The sequence below is a fragment of the Candidatus Mycolicibacterium alkanivorans genome (assembly GCF_022760805.1).
GTDB lineage: Bacteria > Actinomycetota > Actinomycetes > Mycobacteriales > Mycobacteriaceae > Mycobacterium > Mycobacterium alkanivorans.
On record NZ_JAIVFL010000001.1, the window covers coordinates 3,581,099 to 3,597,982 of the forward strand.

15 protein-coding genes and 1 pseudogene are annotated in these 16,884 nt (G+C 69.5%); 4 read left to right on the plus strand and 12 right to left on the minus strand.

Translation table 11 applies throughout. The annotated features are described in order from the left end of the window. Positions 1 to 42: 42 nt before the first annotated feature. Positions 43 to 905 (minus strand): annotated as a pseudogene (locus tag K9U37_RS17530) (hydrogenase maturation protease). Next, positions 902 to 2,356, minus strand: a complete 1,455-nt coding sequence (locus K9U37_RS17535; protein ID WP_243072774.1) for a nickel-dependent hydrogenase large subunit — start codon at positions 2,354 to 2,356, stop codon at positions 902 to 904. Before K9U37_RS17535 ends, K9U37_RS17530 begins: the two are co-directional and overlap by 4 nt. Between K9U37_RS17535 and K9U37_RS19905 the strand changes: the two genes are divergently transcribed. Beyond that, positions 2,336 to 2,737: a helix-turn-helix transcriptional regulator gene (locus K9U37_RS19905; protein WP_243072775.1), complete on the plus strand. Its 402-nt coding sequence runs from the start codon at positions 2,336 to 2,338 to the stop codon at positions 2,735 to 2,737. The two genes, K9U37_RS17535 and K9U37_RS19905, sit on opposite strands and share 21 nt — an antisense overlap. A gap of 63 nt (positions 2,738 to 2,800) precedes the next feature. On the opposite strand, the gene K9U37_RS17545 is transcribed toward K9U37_RS19905, so the two are convergent. Both K9U37_RS17545 and K9U37_RS17550 read right to left on the minus strand, forming a co-directional pair. Next, positions 2,801 to 4,000, minus strand: coding sequence for a GAF domain-containing sensor histidine kinase (locus tag K9U37_RS17545; RefSeq protein ID WP_243072776.1), 1,200 nt, complete (start codon positions 3,998 to 4,000; stop codon positions 2,801 to 2,803). After that, a complete protein-coding gene (locus K9U37_RS17550; protein ID WP_243072777.1) occupies positions 3,997 to 4,647 on the minus strand; it encodes a response regulator in 651 nt (216 codons plus the stop codon). Before K9U37_RS17550 ends, K9U37_RS17545 begins: the two co-directional genes overlap by 4 nt. A gap of 247 nt (positions 4,648 to 4,894) precedes the next feature. Between K9U37_RS17550 and K9U37_RS17555 the strand changes: the two genes are divergently transcribed. Beyond that, positions 4,895 to 5,482: an HAD family hydrolase gene (locus tag K9U37_RS17555; protein WP_243072778.1), complete on the plus strand. Its 588-nt coding sequence runs from the start codon at positions 4,895 to 4,897 to the stop codon at positions 5,480 to 5,482. A gap of 61 nt (positions 5,483 to 5,543) precedes the next feature. Here the strand turns inward: K9U37_RS17555 and gatB are convergent, their stop codons facing one another. From gatB to gatC, 4 genes are all read right to left on the minus strand, one after another. Continuing rightward, entirely contained in the window at positions 5,544 to 7,058 is a 1,515-nt protein-coding gene (gatB, locus tag K9U37_RS17560) for an Asp-tRNA(Asn)/Glu-tRNA(Gln) amidotransferase subunit GatB (RefSeq protein ID WP_243072779.1), read from the minus strand. Between the two features lie 102 nt (positions 7,059 to 7,160). Next, the gene (locus K9U37_RS17565; protein ID WP_243072780.1) at positions 7,161 to 8,192 is read right to left on the minus strand and encodes an ATP-dependent 6-phosphofructokinase; all 1,032 of its coding nucleotides are present in this window, start codon (positions 8,190 to 8,192) and stop codon (positions 7,161 to 7,163) included. A 17-nt stretch (positions 8,193 to 8,209) separates the two neighbouring features. Continuing rightward, a complete protein-coding gene (gene gatA / locus K9U37_RS17570) occupies positions 8,210 to 9,724 on the minus strand; it encodes an Asp-tRNA(Asn)/Glu-tRNA(Gln) amidotransferase subunit GatA (RefSeq protein WP_243072781.1) in 1,515 nt (504 codons plus the stop codon). Beyond that, positions 9,724 to 10,026 carry an Asp-tRNA(Asn)/Glu-tRNA(Gln) amidotransferase subunit GatC gene (gene gatC / locus K9U37_RS17575; RefSeq protein WP_243072782.1) on the minus strand — a complete coding sequence of 101 codons (303 nt, stop codon included), beginning with the start codon at positions 10,024 to 10,026 and terminating at the stop codon, positions 9,724 to 9,726. The genes gatA and gatC overlap by 1 nt, the downstream gene beginning before the upstream one ends. 140 nt (positions 10,027 to 10,166) lie before the next feature. On the opposite strand from gatC, the gene K9U37_RS17580 reads away from it, so the two are divergent. Then, positions 10,167 to 10,826, plus strand: a complete 660-nt coding sequence (locus tag K9U37_RS17580) for an ACT domain-containing protein (protein ID WP_243072783.1) — start codon at positions 10,167 to 10,169, stop codon at positions 10,824 to 10,826. A 1-nt stretch (position 10,827) separates the two neighbouring features. Here the strand turns inward: K9U37_RS17580 and ligA are convergent, their stop codons facing one another. Then, entirely contained in the window at positions 10,828 to 12,933 is a 2,106-nt protein-coding gene (gene ligA, locus K9U37_RS17585; RefSeq protein WP_243072784.1) for an NAD-dependent DNA ligase LigA, read from the minus strand. A gap of 51 nt (positions 12,934 to 12,984) precedes the next feature. Between ligA and K9U37_RS17590 the strand changes: the two genes are divergently transcribed. Beyond that, a complete protein-coding gene (locus K9U37_RS17590) occupies positions 12,985 to 13,386 on the plus strand; it encodes an MmcQ/YjbR family DNA-binding protein (RefSeq protein WP_243072785.1) in 402 nt (133 codons plus the stop codon). 40 nt (positions 13,387 to 13,426) lie between these two features. Here the strand turns inward: K9U37_RS17590 and K9U37_RS17595 are convergent, their stop codons facing one another. From K9U37_RS17595 to K9U37_RS17605, 3 genes are all read right to left on the minus strand, one after another. Continuing rightward, complete coding sequence (locus K9U37_RS17595) at positions 13,427 to 14,437, minus strand: uroporphyrinogen decarboxylase/cobalamine-independent methonine synthase family protein (RefSeq protein WP_243072786.1); 1,011 nt, start codon at positions 14,435 to 14,437, stop codon at positions 13,427 to 13,429. A gap of 99 nt (positions 14,438 to 14,536) precedes the next feature. Beyond that, positions 14,537 to 15,616, minus strand: coding sequence for a tRNA 2-thiouridine(34) synthase MnmA (gene mnmA / locus K9U37_RS17600; protein WP_243072787.1), 1,080 nt, complete (start codon positions 15,614 to 15,616; stop codon positions 14,537 to 14,539). Next, entirely contained in the window at positions 15,613 to 16,812 is a 1,200-nt protein-coding gene (locus K9U37_RS17605; RefSeq protein ID WP_243072788.1) for a cysteine desulfurase family protein, read from the minus strand. The genes mnmA and K9U37_RS17605 overlap by 4 nt, the downstream gene beginning before the upstream one ends. Between the last annotated feature and the right edge of the window lie 72 nt (positions 16,813 to 16,884).

Consider the following 16,884-nt stretch of genomic DNA (forward strand, 5'->3'; position numbering starts at 1 on the left):
GGCGGCGTGGTCCTGGCACATCGCGATCACAACCCGGGACCGCTAGCGCCGACCCAGGGGAATCCGCAGCGCTTGGTGTTCATCGTCCCAGAATGCCTCACGCGAACGCCCGCGGGGATACGGTCCGCCAGCACGTCGCGAACCAGGGTGGCCCGGTCGCCGGCCGGATTGCGTTGTTTGAGCAGCAGCCCACCGCTGCGCGGGCCGCGCAGCGGGATCAGCCACAGGTCGTCGTCGCGGACCACCGCCGCCACCGCGTCCGAGGGAAACCGGCCCGCGGCCAGGGCGGCCTCGAGGCGGACGTACCCGTCGGCGGTGAACTCCACTGTCAGGTCGGTGCCGGTCTGCGGGCGCAACGCGGCCAGGTAGTCACGCTCAACGAGGTCGATGACCTGCTCCATCGCGGCCTGCACCGGTTCGGACAGATCGGCACCCAGCTCCACACCCGCGGCCTCGATGAGGAACACCGTGATGTCGGTCGGGCAGGCCTCGCCGAGGGCCCAGCGCGCGAACGCGATCGCGTGGTCCCACCGGAACGAGTGGGTGTGCAGACCCTGCAACGGAGGCAGGTCTTCGAGTTCTTCGCCGGGAACCCGGTACATGGTGCCCGGCGCCGCGCCGGTGGCCGACGCGTCGATGATCACGACCCGCTCGGCACCGCGCATCTGGAACGCGACATCCATGCCCGCGGTGCCGCCGTCGACGAGCCGGGCACCGGTGGGCACACCACGCTCCCAGAGATGACGAACCAGAACGGGACCCACACCGTCGTCACCGCGCAGCAGGTTGCCGCAACCGACCACCAGAACCGCACACCCAGGCGGTTCGATATCCAGAGGAGGGGGTTGGCTATCCGAACCGCCTGGGTCGCTGCGGGATTCGGGTGAGCCGACCGCCGGGATCACACCATTCCGTTGATGACGAACTTCGACAGCTCCGTGCCGCTCCTGCCGTCGTAGGCGTGCACGGTGCACACCAGGCAGGAGTCGAAGCTGCGCGCCACATGGCCCAGTTCGACCGGATCCTCCGGATCGACGATCGGCGAACCGACCAATGCCTTCTCAATCGGACCCAGCACATCGTTGCCGTCACGCGGCCCGATGTTCCACGCCGTCGGCGTGACCACCTGGTAGTTCTTGATCTTGCTGTCCTCGATGACGATCCAGTCAGCCAGCGCGCCGCGGGCCGCCTCGGTGGAGCCGAAGCCCTTGCCCTCGGCGTACTCGGTGGGCTTGGTGTAGAAGCTCTCCTTGAGGTCGAGCTGGTCCAGCCACGACTTGACCCACTTGTAGTACTTCGGGCCCTCGTGCATGCGGGCCAGCTGACGGGTCAGCACGCTCGGCCCGATCGTGCTGAGGATGTCGACGAACAGGGGGTCGTTGTCCTGGTGCGGTGCGGCGTCGGGGCCGCCGGCGGCTATCCGGCGGGCCAGCGGTCCGGCTTCCAGCGGGATGGTGCCCAGGTCGCCGACGGCGTAGCGGGGCGACTTGGCCCAGCTGTACTTGCCCTGCTTCCTGCCCTCCTCGGGGTCGATCGGGATGGTCTCGCCGTCGAACGGGTGCAGGGGCTTGCTGCCCTGATAGAAGGAGTGGCTGGTGTCCTCGCGGACGTTGGCCTGGTCGAACTCGTACCACTGGCCCTGGGCGTACACCCCGCCGCGGCCGATCAGGGCCGCATTGCGCCCGTCGATCGTGGGGTTCTCGTAGAGCGTCGGGTCGAAGTAGGTGCCGGTGGAGATGTAGTTGCCCACCCCTTGGCCGTACTTGTCCAAACCGATGTCCAGGCAGTAGCGGATGAAGAAGCCGCAGTCGCTGTTGTGGTGCGACTCGTTTTCGTCGACCCAGGCCAGCACGTCTTCCCAGGTCTTGTTCTCCAGCCAGCGGTCGATGCTGCAGCCCAGCCACTCTGCCTCGAGCCAGTTGTCCTTCCAATGCTCGAGGATGGCGATCGAGCGGGTGACGTCGGACAGCGTCGGAGCGCACATGACGCCGCCGGGCACCATGAAGCTCGAGTGGGGCCACTGCCCGCCGAAGATCGCGTAGACCTCGACCGGCTTGTTGGAGAGCACCACGCCCTTCTGGTAGCTGGTGCCCACATACGGCGCGAAGCGGCGGACGGCCTCGTCGTACATCGAGGACTTGGCGTAGTTCTTGTTCGTCAGGTCAATGGCGAACAGGGCGTAGAAGTAACGCGGAATCGACTGCAGCGTCTCGCAGGCCTGCGCGATGTTGCGGACCAGGGTGGCGTTGGGCGGCATGTGCGTGCGCCACGCGGTGTCCAGTGCGTAGGCCGACTTGTACAGCGCGGGCAGGGTATCGGCGCCGTGGAGGAGTTCGTGGTCAGCAGCCTGCTGCACCTGCAGCCGTCCAACTACTACTCGGACCTCCTCGCACCGGCCCAGCCAGACCAACGCCGAGCCGTGGTGCAGAACGCGATGAACTACATCGATGAACACCTCGCCGAACGCATCACCATGGAGGCCGTGGCCAAGGCGGTGCACATGAGCGTGCGCTCGATCCAGCAGGGCTTCCGAGCGGAACTCGGCATGACCCCGATGACCTATGTGCGTGAGCGCCGGCTCGAGCGGGTGCACGAGGAACTCACCGACGCCATCCCGGCCGACGGTGTCACGGTGACGCAGGTGGCCGAGCGGTGGGGCTTCCACCACCTCGGCAGCTTCGCCGTCGAGTACCGGAAACGTTGGGGCGAAGCGCCTTCGGAGACTCTGCGCCGCTGAGCGCGCCCACACTCGTCACACCAGCCGCTGCAACCAGCGGCATGCTTGCTGCCCGCCTCACCCTCAGTTCTCCAGCGGAATCGTCACCGTGACGGTGGTGCCGGCTCCCGGGCGCGACCTGACTTTCAGCGTCCCGCCGACGAGCTCCGCCCGCTCGGCCATCGACAGCATGCCGTAGCCGCCGGACGGGGCACCCGGCACGGTGTCGAAGCCCACCCCGTTGTCGACGACCTCCAGCCGGGCGACGCCGTCGGTCACCGTGAAGGTGACGGCGGCGACCAGGGCCCGGGAGTGTTTGACGACGTTCTGAAAGCATTCCTGCGCAATGCGATACAGCGCCACTTCCACATGCTCGGGCAGCCGCTCGTCGGCGAGGTCCAACTCGAGGTCGACCTCCGGGATCGAGGCGGCCAGACTCGCCAGTCCCCCGGCCAGCCCGAGGTCGTCGAGGACGGGCGGGCGCAGCCCGCTGATCGCCGAACGCGCCTCCGCCAGCGTGAGGTCCACCAGATCCCTTGCCTTTTCCAGCTGTTCGGCCGCGGCCGGCTGGTCGCCGTCGTCGACGGCCCGCGCCGCGGCATCGAGGCGGTAGGTCAATCCGACCAGGCGCTGGGAGATCCCGTCGTGAATGTCACCCGCCAGCCGGCGGCGCTCGCTTTCCTGCGCGGCGATCACCTGTTCGGCGAAGTCCTCGTGGGCGCGTTCCCGCGCACTCAGCTGGCGGTGCAACCGCGCCTGGTGCAGCGCGCCGGCGATGAGCCGGCCGATCACCAGCAACAGCTCGATGTCGCGCGGGGTGAAGTCGCGACGCTCGACGGTGTGCACGTTGAGCACTCCCACCAGCCCGCCGGGCTCGGTCTCCATCGGGACCGACGCCATCGACGTGAAGTCCTTGCCGCGCAAGGCCGCAATGGGGACGTAGCGCGGGTCGGCCTCCTTGTCGCTGACGATCACTACCGGCTCGCGATGGCTGGCCACCCAGCCGGACACCCCCGAACCCAGCGGCAGGCGGACCAGGCCGACCTGCTCGTCGAACGGCGGGGTGGCGCCGGCAAGTGTCAGCGAGCGATCGGTGTCGTCGAGCACGTGGACGAAGCACACGTCCGATGTCGTGGCCGCGGTGATCATCTGCGCCACCGCCGCCGCCATCGGCTCCACCCCGGGCCCCGATGAGGTGGCCGCGATGATGTCGAGCAGCAGCGCCACCTCCCGGTCGGCGTCGACCAACCCGTGGACCGCGTGGGGGCTCACCCCGCTGCTCATCGAAAGATGCCTTCCCGCAAGGCCGTTGCGGCCGCACTGGTGCGATCACTGACGCCGAGCTTGCGGTAGATCGAACTCAGATGAGTCTTGACGGTCTCCTCGCCGATCACCAGCTTGGAGGCGATCCCGCGATTGGACAGCCCGGTCACCACCAGCGACAGGATCTCGCTTTCCCGCTGGGTCAGGCCGTGGCGTGCGCCAGGCCAGAACTGGTCGCTCTGCAGGCGCGCCGCCGTCTCGGCTGCGCGGGCCGCCAGGCCTGCGTCGATGGCCGTCGAACCGGCGTGCACGCCCTCGAGCTGGCGGACCAGCTCGTCGCTGCTGATGCCTTTGAGCAGGTATCCGGAGGCACCCACCCGCATCGCCTGGAACAGGTACTGCTCGTCGTCGTAGACCGACAGCAAGATCACCTTCAGCGCGGGGTCGCGGCGGCGGATCTCCCGGCACAGGTCAAGCCCGCTGGCACCCTGCATCCGGACGTCACAGAGCACGATGTCGGGATGCAACTCGGCGATCACCGTCATGGCCTTGTCGGCGCCCACCGCTTCACCGACCACCGCGACGCGTTCACTGAACGGCGCGAGCATCGCCTTGAGGCCCTCGATGACCATCTCGTGGTCGTCGACGAGCACCACCCGCACCGTCATGCGTTCACCGTAGCGGCGGGCCGGACCACCGTCACCGCTTATTCCGCAGATTCTCCCCCGACGGGTGCCCCGGCCGGCATCGGACTCGACACATGTCGAGAACGCGTAATGACCACGGCTGCAACACCATCCGTCTCAGGTGCCGGTCCTCTGCCGATACCCGGGGGTTGGGGCGGGTGAGGGAGCCGCCCCAGCCTCCCCTGATCGGGGGATGTAGGACCTGCTCGCGCGGGTTCATACTTCGCGCGTGGCCGCAACGCGAGTGGACACTCTTCCCCGGAGTCGGTCCTTCTGGTGGGATCGGGCCTGGTGCGCGCACGCCGACGTGCCGGTTCTCGAGGCGGTCATCTTCGACTTCGACGCGCCGCGGGGAGCCACCGAACGCGACGCTCACATGTTCCGCGATCTGATCTGGAGCCTGCCCTGCGCCGACATCCGCGTCGCGGTCACCGCAGCCGGCTCACGGGACCGCATCGAGCCGCTGGTCCGCGAACTGATCGGTGACGGGGTCGTCGAGGTGTTGATCGCCGGCGACGACGTCCTACGGCCCAAGCCGGACCCCGAGGCATACCACCGGGTGCTGTGCGAGCTGGGGGTCGGGGCGGCCAACGTCCTGGCGGTCGAACACTCGATGACCGGGTTCCACACCGCGCGGTCGGCGGGCCTGGCGACCGTCGTCGTCACCACCGACGAGATCCGCGGTCACGATTTCACCGGTGCGGCCGAAGTGCTCGATCGCCACGACTGGCCCGATCCGCTGTCGGCGTCGCGATGTCGGCGCGTGCACGAGCGGTGGTGCATCCAACGAAGCAGGCTGAACGCTCTACCGGCCTAACTCTGGCCGCAAGCGGCCATACTCCGGCTAATCGGCCTGGCCGCAAGCGGCCATACTCCGGCTAATCGGCCTGGCCGCAAGCGGCCATGACTAGCTCACGCACCCGCGCCGCGTCCGCCTGGCCCTTCGTGGCCTTCATCACCGCACCCACGATCGCACCCGCGGCCTGCACCTTGCCGCCGCGGATCTTCTCGGCGACATCGGGGTTGGCGGCCAGCGCCTCGTCGACGGCGGCCTGAATCAGTGAGTCGTCGCGCACCAGCGCCAGCCCGCGGCCGGCCATCACCTGTTCGGGCTCGCCCTCGCCGGCGAGCACCCCTTCGACCACCTGACGCGCCAGCTTGTTCGACAGCTTGCCCTCGTCGACCAGCGCCACCACCTTGGCCACCTGGGCGGGGCTGATTCCCACCGCGTCGAGTTCGAGGCCGGACTCGTTGGCCTTCTGCACCAGGAAGTTGCCCCACCAGGCCCGAGCGGCCTCACTGGAGGCCCCGTGCTCGACGGTCGCGGCCACCAGATCGACCGCACCCGCGTTGACCAGATCGCGCATCACCTCGTCGGAGACGCCCCACTCCTGCTGAATCCGCTTGCGCGACAACCACGGAAGCTCAGGGATGGTGCCACGCAACCGGTCGACCAGCTCCGCGCTGGGCGCCACCGGCTCGAGGTCGGGCTCCGGGAAGTAGCGGTAGTCCTCGGCGGTCTCCTTGTCGCGGCCCGGCGAGGTGTAGCCGTCCTCGTGAAAGTGTCGCGTCTCCTGGTGGATCCTGCCGCCGGCGGCGAGAAGCGCTGCCTGGCGGCGCATTTCGTAGCGGACGGCCACCTCGACGCTCTTGAGTGAGTTGACGTTCTTGGTCTCGGTGCGGGTGCCGAACTCGGCCTGGCCGATCGGCCGCAGCGACACGTTGGCGTCGCAGCGCAGCGAGCCCTGGTCCATCCGGACATCGGAGACATCCAACGCCCGCAACATGTCTCGCAGCGCGGTCACATAGGCGCGGGCCACCTCCGGCGCGCGAGCCCCGGCGCCCTCGATGGGCTTGGTGACGATCTCGATCAGCGGCACCCCGGCGCGGTTGACGTCCAGCAGCGAGGTGGTCGCGCCGTGGATGCGGCCGGTGTCGCTGCCGACGTGGGTGAGCTTGCCGGTGTCCTCCTCCATGTGGGCGCGCTCGATGCCGATCCGGAAGGTGCTGCCGTCGTCGAGCGGGACGTCGAGATGCCCGTTGAAGGCGATCGGCTCGTCGTACTGCGAGATCTGGTAGTTCTTCGGCTGGTCGGGGTAGAAGTAGTTCTTCCGCGCGAAGCGGCACCACGAGGCGATCTCGCAGTTCAAAGCCAGGCCGATGCGGATGGCCGACTTCACGGCGGCCTCGTTGAGCACCGGCAGCGCGCCGGGCAGGCCCAGGCACACCGGGCAGACCTGGGTGTTGGGCTCGGCGCCGAAGGTCGTGGAGCAGGCGCAGAACATCTTGGTGGCCGTCGACAGCTCGACGTGCACCTCCAGACCGAGCACCGGATCGAACCGGGCCACGACGTCGTCGTAGTCCAGCAGTTCGGCGTTCGCAGCGATCGTCATGACACCGATCCTAGTGGCCCCGGTTCATCCCGCGAGCAGACGCATACGTCCCCCGACACGCCGTCAGGTAGGGACTTTTGTGACTGCTCGCGCAAAGGAAACTCAGCCGAAGAAGGCGGCCGCGTCGTCGTAACGACTCTGCGGCACGAGCTTGAGCTGTCGCACCGCGTCGGCCAGCGGCACCCGGCCGATGTCCTGCCCACGCAACGAGACCATCATCCCGTATTCGCCGGCATGGGCGGCGTCGGCGGCGTTGACGCCGAACCGGGTGGCCAACACCCGGTCGTAGGCGGTCGGGGTGCCGCCGCGCTGGACGTGGCCGAGGACGGTGACCCGGACTTCCTTCTTGATCCGCTTCTCCACCTCGAAGGCCAGCTGCTGGCCGACCCCGGTGAACCGTTCGTGGCCGAACTCGTCGGTGCCGCCCTCGCGCAGCTGCATCGAGCCCTCCAGGGGCTTGGCCCCCTCGGCGATCACGATGATGAAGCTCGACTCGCCGCGCTGGAAGCGCTTCTTGACCAGCCGGCACACCTCTTCGACGTCGAAGGGCTGCTCGGGGATCAACGTCATGTGCGCCCCAGAGGACAGCCCGGCGTTCAACGCGATCCAGCCGGCGTGCCGGCCCATGACCTCGACCACCATCACCCGCTGGTGCGACTCGGCTGTGCTGTGCAGCCGGTCGATGGCGTCGGTGGCGATCTGCAGTGCGGTGTCGTGCCCGAACGTGACGTCGGTGCAGTCGATGTCGTTGTCGATCGTCTTCGGCACGCCGACGACCGGCACACCCTCCTCGGAGAGCCAATGCGCCGCGGTCAGCGTGCCCTCGCCGCCGATCGGGATCAGCACGTCGATGCCGTTGTCCTCGAGGGTCTGCTTGATGTCGTCCAGACCGGCGCGCAGCTTGTCGGGGTTGGTCCGGGCGGTGCCCAGCATCGTGCCGCCCTTGGCCAGCAGCCGGTTGTTGCGATCGTCGTTGTGCAGCTGAATCCGCCGGTCCTCCAGCAGGCCGCGCCACCCGTCGAGGAAGCCGACCACCGACGACCCGTAGCGGGCGTCGCAGGTCCGCACGACCGCCCGGATGACGGCGTTGAGGCCAGGACAGTCACCGCCGCCAGTGAGAACTCCGATGCGCATGGGCCTATCCTGCCCCGTCAGATCGCCGTTGGCAGCGGACCGCGGACACTCTCGTAGGCCGCACCGACCCGGTAGAGCCGGTCATCGGCCAAAGCCGGGGCCATGATCTGCAGTCCAACCGGCAGGTTGTCGTCCGGCGACAGGCCCGACGGCACCGACATGCCGCAGTGCCCGGCCAGGTTCAGCGGCAGCGTGCACAGGTCGAACAGGTACATCGCCAGCGGGTCGTCGACCTTCTCGCCGATGCGGAACGCGGTCGTCGGAGTCGCCGGCGACACCAGGACGTCGACTCCCCGGTAGGCGTTGTCGAGGTCGCCGGCAATCAGTGTCCGGACCTTCTGCGCCTGGTTGTAGTAGGCGTCGTAATAGCCCGCGGACAACGCATAGGTGCCAATCATGATGCGGCGCTTGACTTCCGGGCCGAATCCGGCCGCGCGGGTCAGCGCCATCACCTCTTCGGCGCTGCGGGTACCGTCGTCGCCCACCCGCAGCCCGTAGCGCATGGCATCGAAGCGGGCCAGGTTGCTGGACACCTCCGACGGCAGGATCAGGTAGTACGCGGACAGCGAGTAGTCCAGGTGCGGGCAGTCCACCTCGCTGATCTCGGCGCCGAGGGCGGCCAGCTGGTCGACGGCAGTGTTGAAGGATGCCAGCACACCCGGCTGGTAGCCCTCGCCGGTGCGCAGCTGCTTGACCACACCGATCCGTACGCCGTTGAGGTCACCGGCGGCGCCGGCCCGCGCGGCGGCGACGACGTCGGGGATCGCGGCCTCCACCGAGGTCGAGTCGCGGGGGTCGTGCCCGGCGATCACCGCGTGCAGCAGAGCGGTGTCCAGAACGGTGCGCGCGCAGGGTCCGCCCTGGTCCAGCGAGGACGCGCAGGCGATCAGCCCGTAGCGCGACACCGTGCCGTAGGTCGGTTTGACCCCGACGGTCGCGGTCAGCGCGGCGGGCTGGCGGATGGACCCGCCGGTGTCGGAGCCCAGTGCCAGCGGTGCCTGGTAGGCGGCCAGCGCGGCGGCGCTGCCCCCGCCGGAGCCGCCGGGCACCCGGTCGGTGTCCCACGGGTTGCGGGTCGGGCCGTAGGCGGAATTCTCTGTCGAGCTGCCCATCGCGAACTCGTCCATGTTGGTCTTGCCCAGGATCGGGATGCCGGCCGCGCGCACCCGCGCGGTCACCGTCGCGTCGTACGGCGACATCCAGCCCTCGAGAATCTTCGAACCGCAGGTGGTCGGCATGTCGGTCGTGGTGAACACGTCCTTCAGCGCCAGCGGCACCCCGGCCAGCGGGGACGGCAGCTGGTCGCCGGCGGCGACGGCCGCGTCGACCGACGCCGCGGTGGCCAGCGCCTCGTCGGCGGCGACGTGCAGGAAGGCGTGGTAGCGCTGGTCGGTGGCGGCGATCTGGTCCAGGCACGCCCGGGTCACCTCGACCGAGGACAACTCCTTGGCCGCGATCCTGGCGCCCAGCGTGGCGGCATCGAGCCGGATCACGTCGCTCGCTGCCCGATGTTCTTCGCCCGAGTGGCTCATCACCACTCCGCCTCCCCCAGGATCTGCGGCACGGCGAAGCGGCCGTCGATCGCGGCGGGCGCCTCGGCCAGCGCCTCGGCCTGGGTGAGGCAGTGCTCGACGACGTCAGGCCGGCTGACGTTGACAGCCTTGAGCGGGTTGCCGGTCGGTGCGACGTCGGTGACGTCGACGGCCTGGATCTTGCTGACGTACCCCAGGATGGCGTCGAGTTGGCCGGCGAAGCCGTCGAGTTCGTGGTCGGTCAGGGCGAGCCGGGCCAGCTTGGCCAGCCGGGCGACCTCGTCACGGGAAATCTGGGACACGGTGCACAAGCCTAGATGGCACCCGACCGCGCCGAGACCGCAGGTGTTGCGCACAAATCGTGGGTGCAACCGCGAACAATTGCGGTCTGGGCGCAGAAGGCTGACATGCCCGGACACCGCGACTGTGAAAAAGTGTGCCGGTGCCTTCCTATCTGCTGCGGGTTCAGCTCGAGGACCGGCCCGGTAGCCTCGGGTCGCTCGCCGTGGCCCTCGGCTCGGTCGGCGCGGACATCCTGTCGCTCGACGTCGTCGAGCGCGGATCGGGATACGCCATCGACGACCTCGTCGTCGAGCTGCCGGCCGGCACGATGCCCGACATGGTGATCACCGCCGCCGAGCGGCTCGAAGGGGTTCGAGTTGACACCATCCGCCCGCACACCGGCCTGCTGGAAGCCCACCGCGAACTCGAGCTCATCGACCACATCGCCGCCGCCGGTGGCCGCGACGCCAAGCTGCAGGTGCTCGCCGACGAGGCGCCCCGGGTGCTGCGGGTGGGCTGGTGCACGGTCGTACGGGGAACCGAGTCGGGGCTACAGCGCATAGCCGGAAGCCCCGGCGCGCCCGAGACGCAGGCGGAGACGGCGCCGTGGCTGCCGATCGCCCACGCCAAGGCGCTCGACGGCAGCGAGGACTGGGTGCCCCGGGTGTGGCGCGACATGGACACGACGCTGGCCGCCGCGCCACTGGGCGAACCGCACACCGCGGTGATGCTCGGCCGGCCCGGTGGCCCGTTCTTCCGCCCGTCGGAGGTGGCCCGGCTGGGCTACCTGTCGGGCATCGTGGCGACGATCCTGCGCTGAGCTACTCCGGCGGACTTCCGTCAGTGAGGCCCGCGTCCGGCGGGCCGTTCTCCAGCAGATTGCGGAAGCCGTCCTCGTCGAGGATCGGGATGCCGAGTTCGACCGCCTTGTCGTACTTCGAGCCGGGGGCGTCCCCGGCCACCACGAACGACGTCTTCTTCGACACCGATCCCGCGGCCTTGCCGCCGCGGCGAATGATGGCCTCCTTGGCCTCGTCTCGGGAGAAGCCGGGCAGAGAGCCGGTGACGACGATCGAAAGCCCTTGCAGCGTAGGCGCGACGGTGGTGTCGCGTTCGTCTTCCATCCGCACGCCGGCGGCCCGCCACTTGTCGACGATCGCGCGATGCCAGTCGACGTCGAACCACTCTTTCAGTGCCGCGGCGATGGTCGGCCCGACACCTTCGACGTCGGCCAGCTGCTCCTCGGAGGCGGCCATGATCGCCTCGATGCTGCCGAACGCGGAGGCCAACGCGCGGGCCGCGGTGGGGCCGACGTGCCGGATCGACAGCGCGACCAGGATCCGCCACAGCGGGCGATCCTTGGCCTGCCGCAGATTGGCCAGCAGGCGGGTGCCGTTGGCCGACAGAGTGCCGGCCTTGGTACGGAAGAACTCTGAGGTCAGCAGGTCGTCGGCGGTGAGGGTGAACAGATCGCCGTCGTCGCCGATGATCTTGGCGTCCAGCAGGGCCGTCGCAGCCTCGTAACCCAGCCCCTCGATGTCCAGGCCGCCGCGGCCGGCGAGGTGAAACACCCTCTCGCGCAACTGCGCCGGGCAGGTCCGGGAGTTCGGGCAGCGGATGTCGACGTCGCCCTCCTTGGCGGGGGCAAGCGCGGTCCCGCATTCCGGGCAGTGCGTGGGCATGACGAATTCGCGTTCGCTGCCGTCGCGCAGGTCGACCACCGGGCCGAGCACCTCGGGGATGACGTCACCGGCCTTGCGGATCATCACGGTGTCGCCGATCAGTACACCCTTACGCTTGACCTCCGAGGCGTTGTGCAGGGTCGCCATGCCGACAGTCGATCCGGCGATGCGCACCGGGGTCATCATCGCGAAGGGGGTGACGCGCCCGGTGCGCCCGACGTTGACCTGGATGTCGAGGAGTTTGGTCTGCGCCTCTTCGGGCGGGTACTTGTAGGCCACCGCCCAGCGCGGTGCGCGCGAAGTGGCACCGAGGCGGCGTTGCAGGGCGAAGTCGTCGACTTTGACCACCACACCGTCGATTTCGTGTTCGACCTGGTGGCGCCGCTCGCCCCAGAAGTCGATCCGCTCGCGCACTGCGGCCAGGCCGGCCACCCGCGTGGTGTGTTCAGAGACGGGCAAACCCCAAGCCGTGAGCGCGAAGTAGGCGTCGTGCAGCGTGGCGGGGTTGAACCCCTCGGTGTAGCCCAGGCCGTGGCAGATCATCCGCAGCGGACGGCGGGCGGTCACCGCAGGGTTCTTCTGCCGCAGCGACCCGGCCGCGCTGTTGCGGGGATTGGCGAACGGCGCCTTGCCCTCTTCGACGAGGCTGGCGTTGAGGTTCTCGAAGTCGGCGACCATGAAGAAGACCTCGCCGCGCACTTCGAGCACCGACGGCAACGGGTATTCGGCTGAGGCGCGCAGTGTTTCGGGTACATCGTTGATGGTGCGCGCGTTGAGCGTGACGTCCTCACCCACCCGGCCGTCACCACGGGTGGCCGCCCGCTCCAGCCGGCCGTCCCGGTACACTAGCGCGATGGCGACTCCGTCGACTTTCAACTCGCACAGGTACTGCGGGTCGCGGCCGACCTCGTTCTCCACCCGCGCCGACCAGGCCTCGAGTTCGTCGGTGTTGAACACGTCGTCGAGGCTGAGCATCCGCTCGAGGTGCTGTGCCTCGACGAACTCGGTGGCGAATCCGGCGCCGCCGACCAGCTGGGTCGGCGAGTCCGGCACCCGCAGTTCGGGGTAGCGATCCTCGAGTGCGACCAATTCGTCGAACAGCTTGTCGAAGTCCGCGTCGGAGACGATCGGCGCGTCCTTGATGTAGTAGCGGAACTGGTGTTCGCGTACCTCGTCTGCGAGTTCCTGCCAGCGCCGTCGCACGTCAGGATCGATCGGATCGGTTTCCGGATCGTCGGTGGCCACCCTCGCAGGCTAACCGAGGCCACCGACGCCTGAGGGTGGCAGTGTGGGGGTATGCCGCATCCGGTGATGTTCGACGCCAACGATCCTCTGTTGGCGCGGGTCCGTGGCATCGCGCTGCGCTTCCCCGAGGCGGTCGAGAAGATCTCGCACGGCCGGCCGACGTTCTGCGCGCCGAAGATGTTCGCGGTCTATGGCGGCAGTCGGAAGAATCCCGATGGCCCGATGATCCGGTACGCCCACGCGCTGCTGGTCAAGGTCGACGACAGTGAACGCCCCGCCTTGCAGCGGGATCCCCGGTTCTTCTACCCGGCCTATCTCGGCCCGTCCGGCTGGCTGGGCGTCGACTTCGACGCCGCGGCGATCGACTGGGACGAGGTCGGCGAACTCATCGACGCATCCTTTCGGCTGCAGGCGCCGGCGCGGCTGGTCCACCTGCTCGACGGTCACCGATGACGAGGTGCTGACGAAGACAGCTGCCCGGGGCGTAAGTCGATCAGATCGCCGCGGGATCGTCGGCAATCGCGTCGGCGGCGCGCTGGCTCAATTCGATCGCGATGCGCGCCCACTGGGCGGTTGCGCCGGCCAGCCCGCAGACCGGACTGATGCCCACCTGCCGGCCAACGACCGCACGCGAGAACCCGATTCGGTCGGTGACCGCAACCGCCGCCGCGGCAACCTCCTCGGCCGACGGCCGGACCTGCGGCGCGTTCGTCGGCAGTAGTCCCAACACCACGGCGCGACCGGAGTCCAGGAACTCCCCCAACCCGTCCAGGGTGCTGTCACCAAGCTCGCCGACGTCAAGAGAAACAGCATGAACATTGCTGCGCTGCAACACATTCCACGCGAAGTCGGCAGCACAGCTGTGGACCATCACCTCTGCGCCCGCCGCGGCGACACACGTGTCGAGCAGCGTGATGGCGGCCGCCTCGTCGACCGGATGAATCGGGCTGAGGGCCGTCACGCCGGTCAGTCGGCCGGCCAGTGCGGCGGGCAGCGTCGGCTCGTCGTACTGCACCACCACCGTCGTTCCCAGCCGTCGGGCCAACTCCGCTCGGTGCAGCGCCACCCCCTCGGCCAGCGAGGCGGTCAGATCCCGCACGGCGCCCGCGTCCGTGAGGGCCCGGTGGCCGTTGGCGAGTTCGAGCCCGGCGGCCAGTGTGATCGGCCCGGGGGCCTGAACCTTGACGGTGCGACCGCTTACCGCGCCACCGGCCTTCTCCCAGGCCTCCTCCAGCGCATCGATGTCCTCGTCGAGCAGACTGACCGCGCGTCGCACCACCGCACCCGGGCGGGCGGCGATGCGATACCCGCGGGGAACGGTGTCCAGCGCGATGTCGACCAGCAGCGCCGCGGCCCGGCCGATCATGTCGGCCCCGACTCCGCGCACCGGCAACTCGACCAGGTGTGGCAGCCGATGCAGCTCGCCGACCACGATCTCGGCGGCCTGCCGCGGTGTCGAACCCGGCCAGGATCCGATGCCGGTGGCCGCGGCGAAAACGCTCATCGGGCAACCGTATTGGACACCCGGCCGCAAGGCCTCACCCGGGGCCCTAACGTGATGGTCATGACGGCGCGTGCGGCGCCCCGGCGCGTGCGGTCGGGACTACCGTTCCCGGCGGTTGAGGATCGTCGCGCTGCCGATCACCTCGTCACCGGCCGGGTCGGGCCGGTAGAGCACCAGCGTCTGGCCGGGCGCCACACCCCGCAGCGGCGAGCGCAGGCTCACCCGCAGTTCGTCGTCGGCGTACACGGCGACCGCAGGAGCGATGCCGCCGTGGGCGCGTACCTGCACCTCGCACTCAATCGGTCCCTCCGGCGCCACATCGGAGGTGAACACCGCGCGACCACCGATCAGCGACCACGCATCGAGGTCGGCGGCCCCGCCCACCCGCACTGTCCGCGAGTCGGCGTCGATGGCGGTGACGTAGCGCGGCGAGCCGTCTGGTCCCGGGCCGGCGATGCCGAGGCCCTTGCGCTGGCCGATGGTGAAGCCGTGCACACCGTCATGCTCGGCCAGCACGGTGCCCGCGGCGTCGACGACCGTCCCCCGCCGCACGCCGATGCGCGCCCCGAGGAAGGCCTGGGTGTCACCCGACGGGATGAAGCAGATGTCGTGGCTGTCGGGCTTGTCGGCCACCAGCAGGCCGCGGCGGGCGGCCTCCTCGCGGATCTGCGGCTTGGGGGTGTCGCCGACCGGGAACGCCGCGTGCCGCAATTGCGTGGCGGTCAGTACACCGAGCACGTAGGACTGGTCCTTGTCGCGGTCGACCGCACGGCGCAGCCGGCCCTCTGAGAGCCGGGCGTAGTGACCGGTGGCCACCGCGTCGAAACCCAGCGCCAGGGCCCTGGCGGCCAGCGCGGAGAACTTGATCGTCTCGTTGCACCGCACGCACGGGTTGGGGGTTTCACCGCGCGCGTAGGACGACACGAAGTCGTCGATCACGTCCTCGGCGAACTGGTCGGCGAAATCCCAGACGTAGAACGGGATTCCCAGGACATCGGCGACCCGGCGGGCGTCACCGGCATCCTCCCGCGAACAGCAACCCCGCGAACCGGTGCGCAGCGCGCCGGGCGCGCTGGACAGCGCCAGGTGCACGCCAACCACCTCGTGGCCGGCATCGACCATGCGCGCGGCGGCTACCGACGAGTCCACCCCACCGCTCATCGCGGCCAAAACCCTCATCGCAGACCGCCCAGCGACGAACTGGCCAGCGCGGCCCGGCGAGCCCGGTCGACCGCGGCGGGCAGCACCCGCAACGCGGCGTCGACGTCGGCCTCGGTGCTGGTGTGCCCCAGCGACAACCGCAACGAGCCGCGCGCGACCACCGGGTCGGCCCCCATCGCCAGCAGCACGTGCGAGGGCCGTGCCACGCCGGCCGTGCAGGCGGAACCGGTCGAGCACTCGATTCCGTTGGCGTCCAACAACATCAGTAGGGAGTCGCCTTCGCAGCCGCGGAAGGTGAAGTGGGTGTTGCCCGGCAGGCGGCGCTCACCGAGCGCGCCATTCAGCTGGGTGTCGGCGACGGACCCCAGCACGCCGTCGATCAGCCGCTCGCGCAACCCGCGCAACCGGGCGGCGGTGGCGTCGAGGGACTCCACGGCCACGGTGGCCGCGGCCGCCATGGCGACCACACCGGCGACATCGGCGGTGCCCGAACGCACTTCGCGCTCCTGACCGCCGCCGTGCAGCAGCGGCGTGCAGGCGGTGTCGCGGCGCAGCAGCAGCGCGCCCACGCCGGTCGGGCCGCCGAACTTGTGGGCGGTCACGCTCATCGCCGACAGCCCGGAGCCGGCGAATCCGACCGGAATCTGGCCGACGGCCTGTACGGCATCGCTGTGCATGGGCACGTCGAACTCGGCCGCCACAGCGGCCAGTTCGCTGATCGGCATGATGGTGCCGACCTCGTTGTTGGCCCACATGACCGAGACCAGGGCCACGTCGTCGTGCTCGTGCAGCGCCTCGCGCAGCGCGGCGGCGGTCACCGAACCGTCCGGCTCGGTGGGCAGATAGGTCACCTCGGCGCCCTCGTGCTCGGCCAGCCAGATGACCGCGTCGAGCACGCCGTGGTGCTCGACGGCGGTGGTGACGATGCGCCGCCGGCCGGGCTCTGCGTCACGCCGGACCCAGTAGATGCCCTTGACGGCGAGGTTGTCGCTCTCGGTGCCGCCGGCGGTGAAGATGATCTCCGACGGCCGTGCGCCCAGGTCCGCGGCGAGTCTCTCCCGTGCCTCCTCCATCCGGCGCCGGGCGCCGCGGCCGGCGGTGTGCAGCGAGGAGGCGTTGCCGACGATGCTCAGCGCAGCCGTCATCGCCTCGACGGCAGCGGGATGCATCGGGGTGGTGGCAGCGTGGTCGAGATAAACCGGACCGTGGCTCATGGCCTGTCCAGGATACCGGCAGGCCAGCGACCGGCCCTCATCGCCGAAACGTCACCCCGCAGTGACGCTGGA

What these genes read in the sequence shown, in the direction of transcription:
- gatA (WP_243072781.1), bottom strand. Translation starts at nt 9,724, where the DNA reads ATGAGCCACTCGGGCGAAGAACATCGGGCAGCGAGCGACGTGATCCGG.
- K9U37_RS17595 (WP_243072786.1), bottom strand. Translation starts at nt 14,437, where the DNA reads ATGAGCGTTTTCGCCGCGGCCACCGGCATCGGATCCTGGCCGGGTTCG.
- mnmA (WP_243072787.1), bottom strand. Translation starts at nt 15,616, where the DNA reads ATGAGGGTTTTGGCCGCGATGAGCGGTGGGGTGGACTCGTCGGTAGCC.
- K9U37_RS17590 (WP_243072785.1), top strand. Translation starts at nt 12,985, where the DNA reads ATGCCGCATCCGGTGATGTTCGACGCCAACGATCCTCTGTTGGCGCGG.
- K9U37_RS17545 (WP_243072776.1), bottom strand. Translation starts at nt 4,000, where the DNA reads ATGAGCAGCGGGGTGAGCCCCCACGCGGTCCACGGGTTGGTCGACGCC.
- K9U37_RS17565 (WP_243072780.1), bottom strand. Translation starts at nt 8,192, where the DNA reads ATGCGCATCGGAGTTCTCACTGGCGGCGGTGACTGTCCTGGCCTCAAC.
- gatB (WP_243072779.1), bottom strand. Translation starts at nt 7,058, where the DNA reads ATGACGATCGCTGCGAACGCCGAACTGCTGGACTACGACGACGTCGTG.
- K9U37_RS17550 (WP_243072777.1), bottom strand. Translation starts at nt 4,647, where the DNA reads ATGACGGTGCGGGTGGTGCTCGTCGACGACCACGAGATGGTCATCGAG.
- K9U37_RS17605 (WP_243072788.1), bottom strand. Translation starts at nt 16,812, where the DNA reads ATGAGCCACGGTCCGGTTTATCTCGACCACGCTGCCACCACCCCGATG.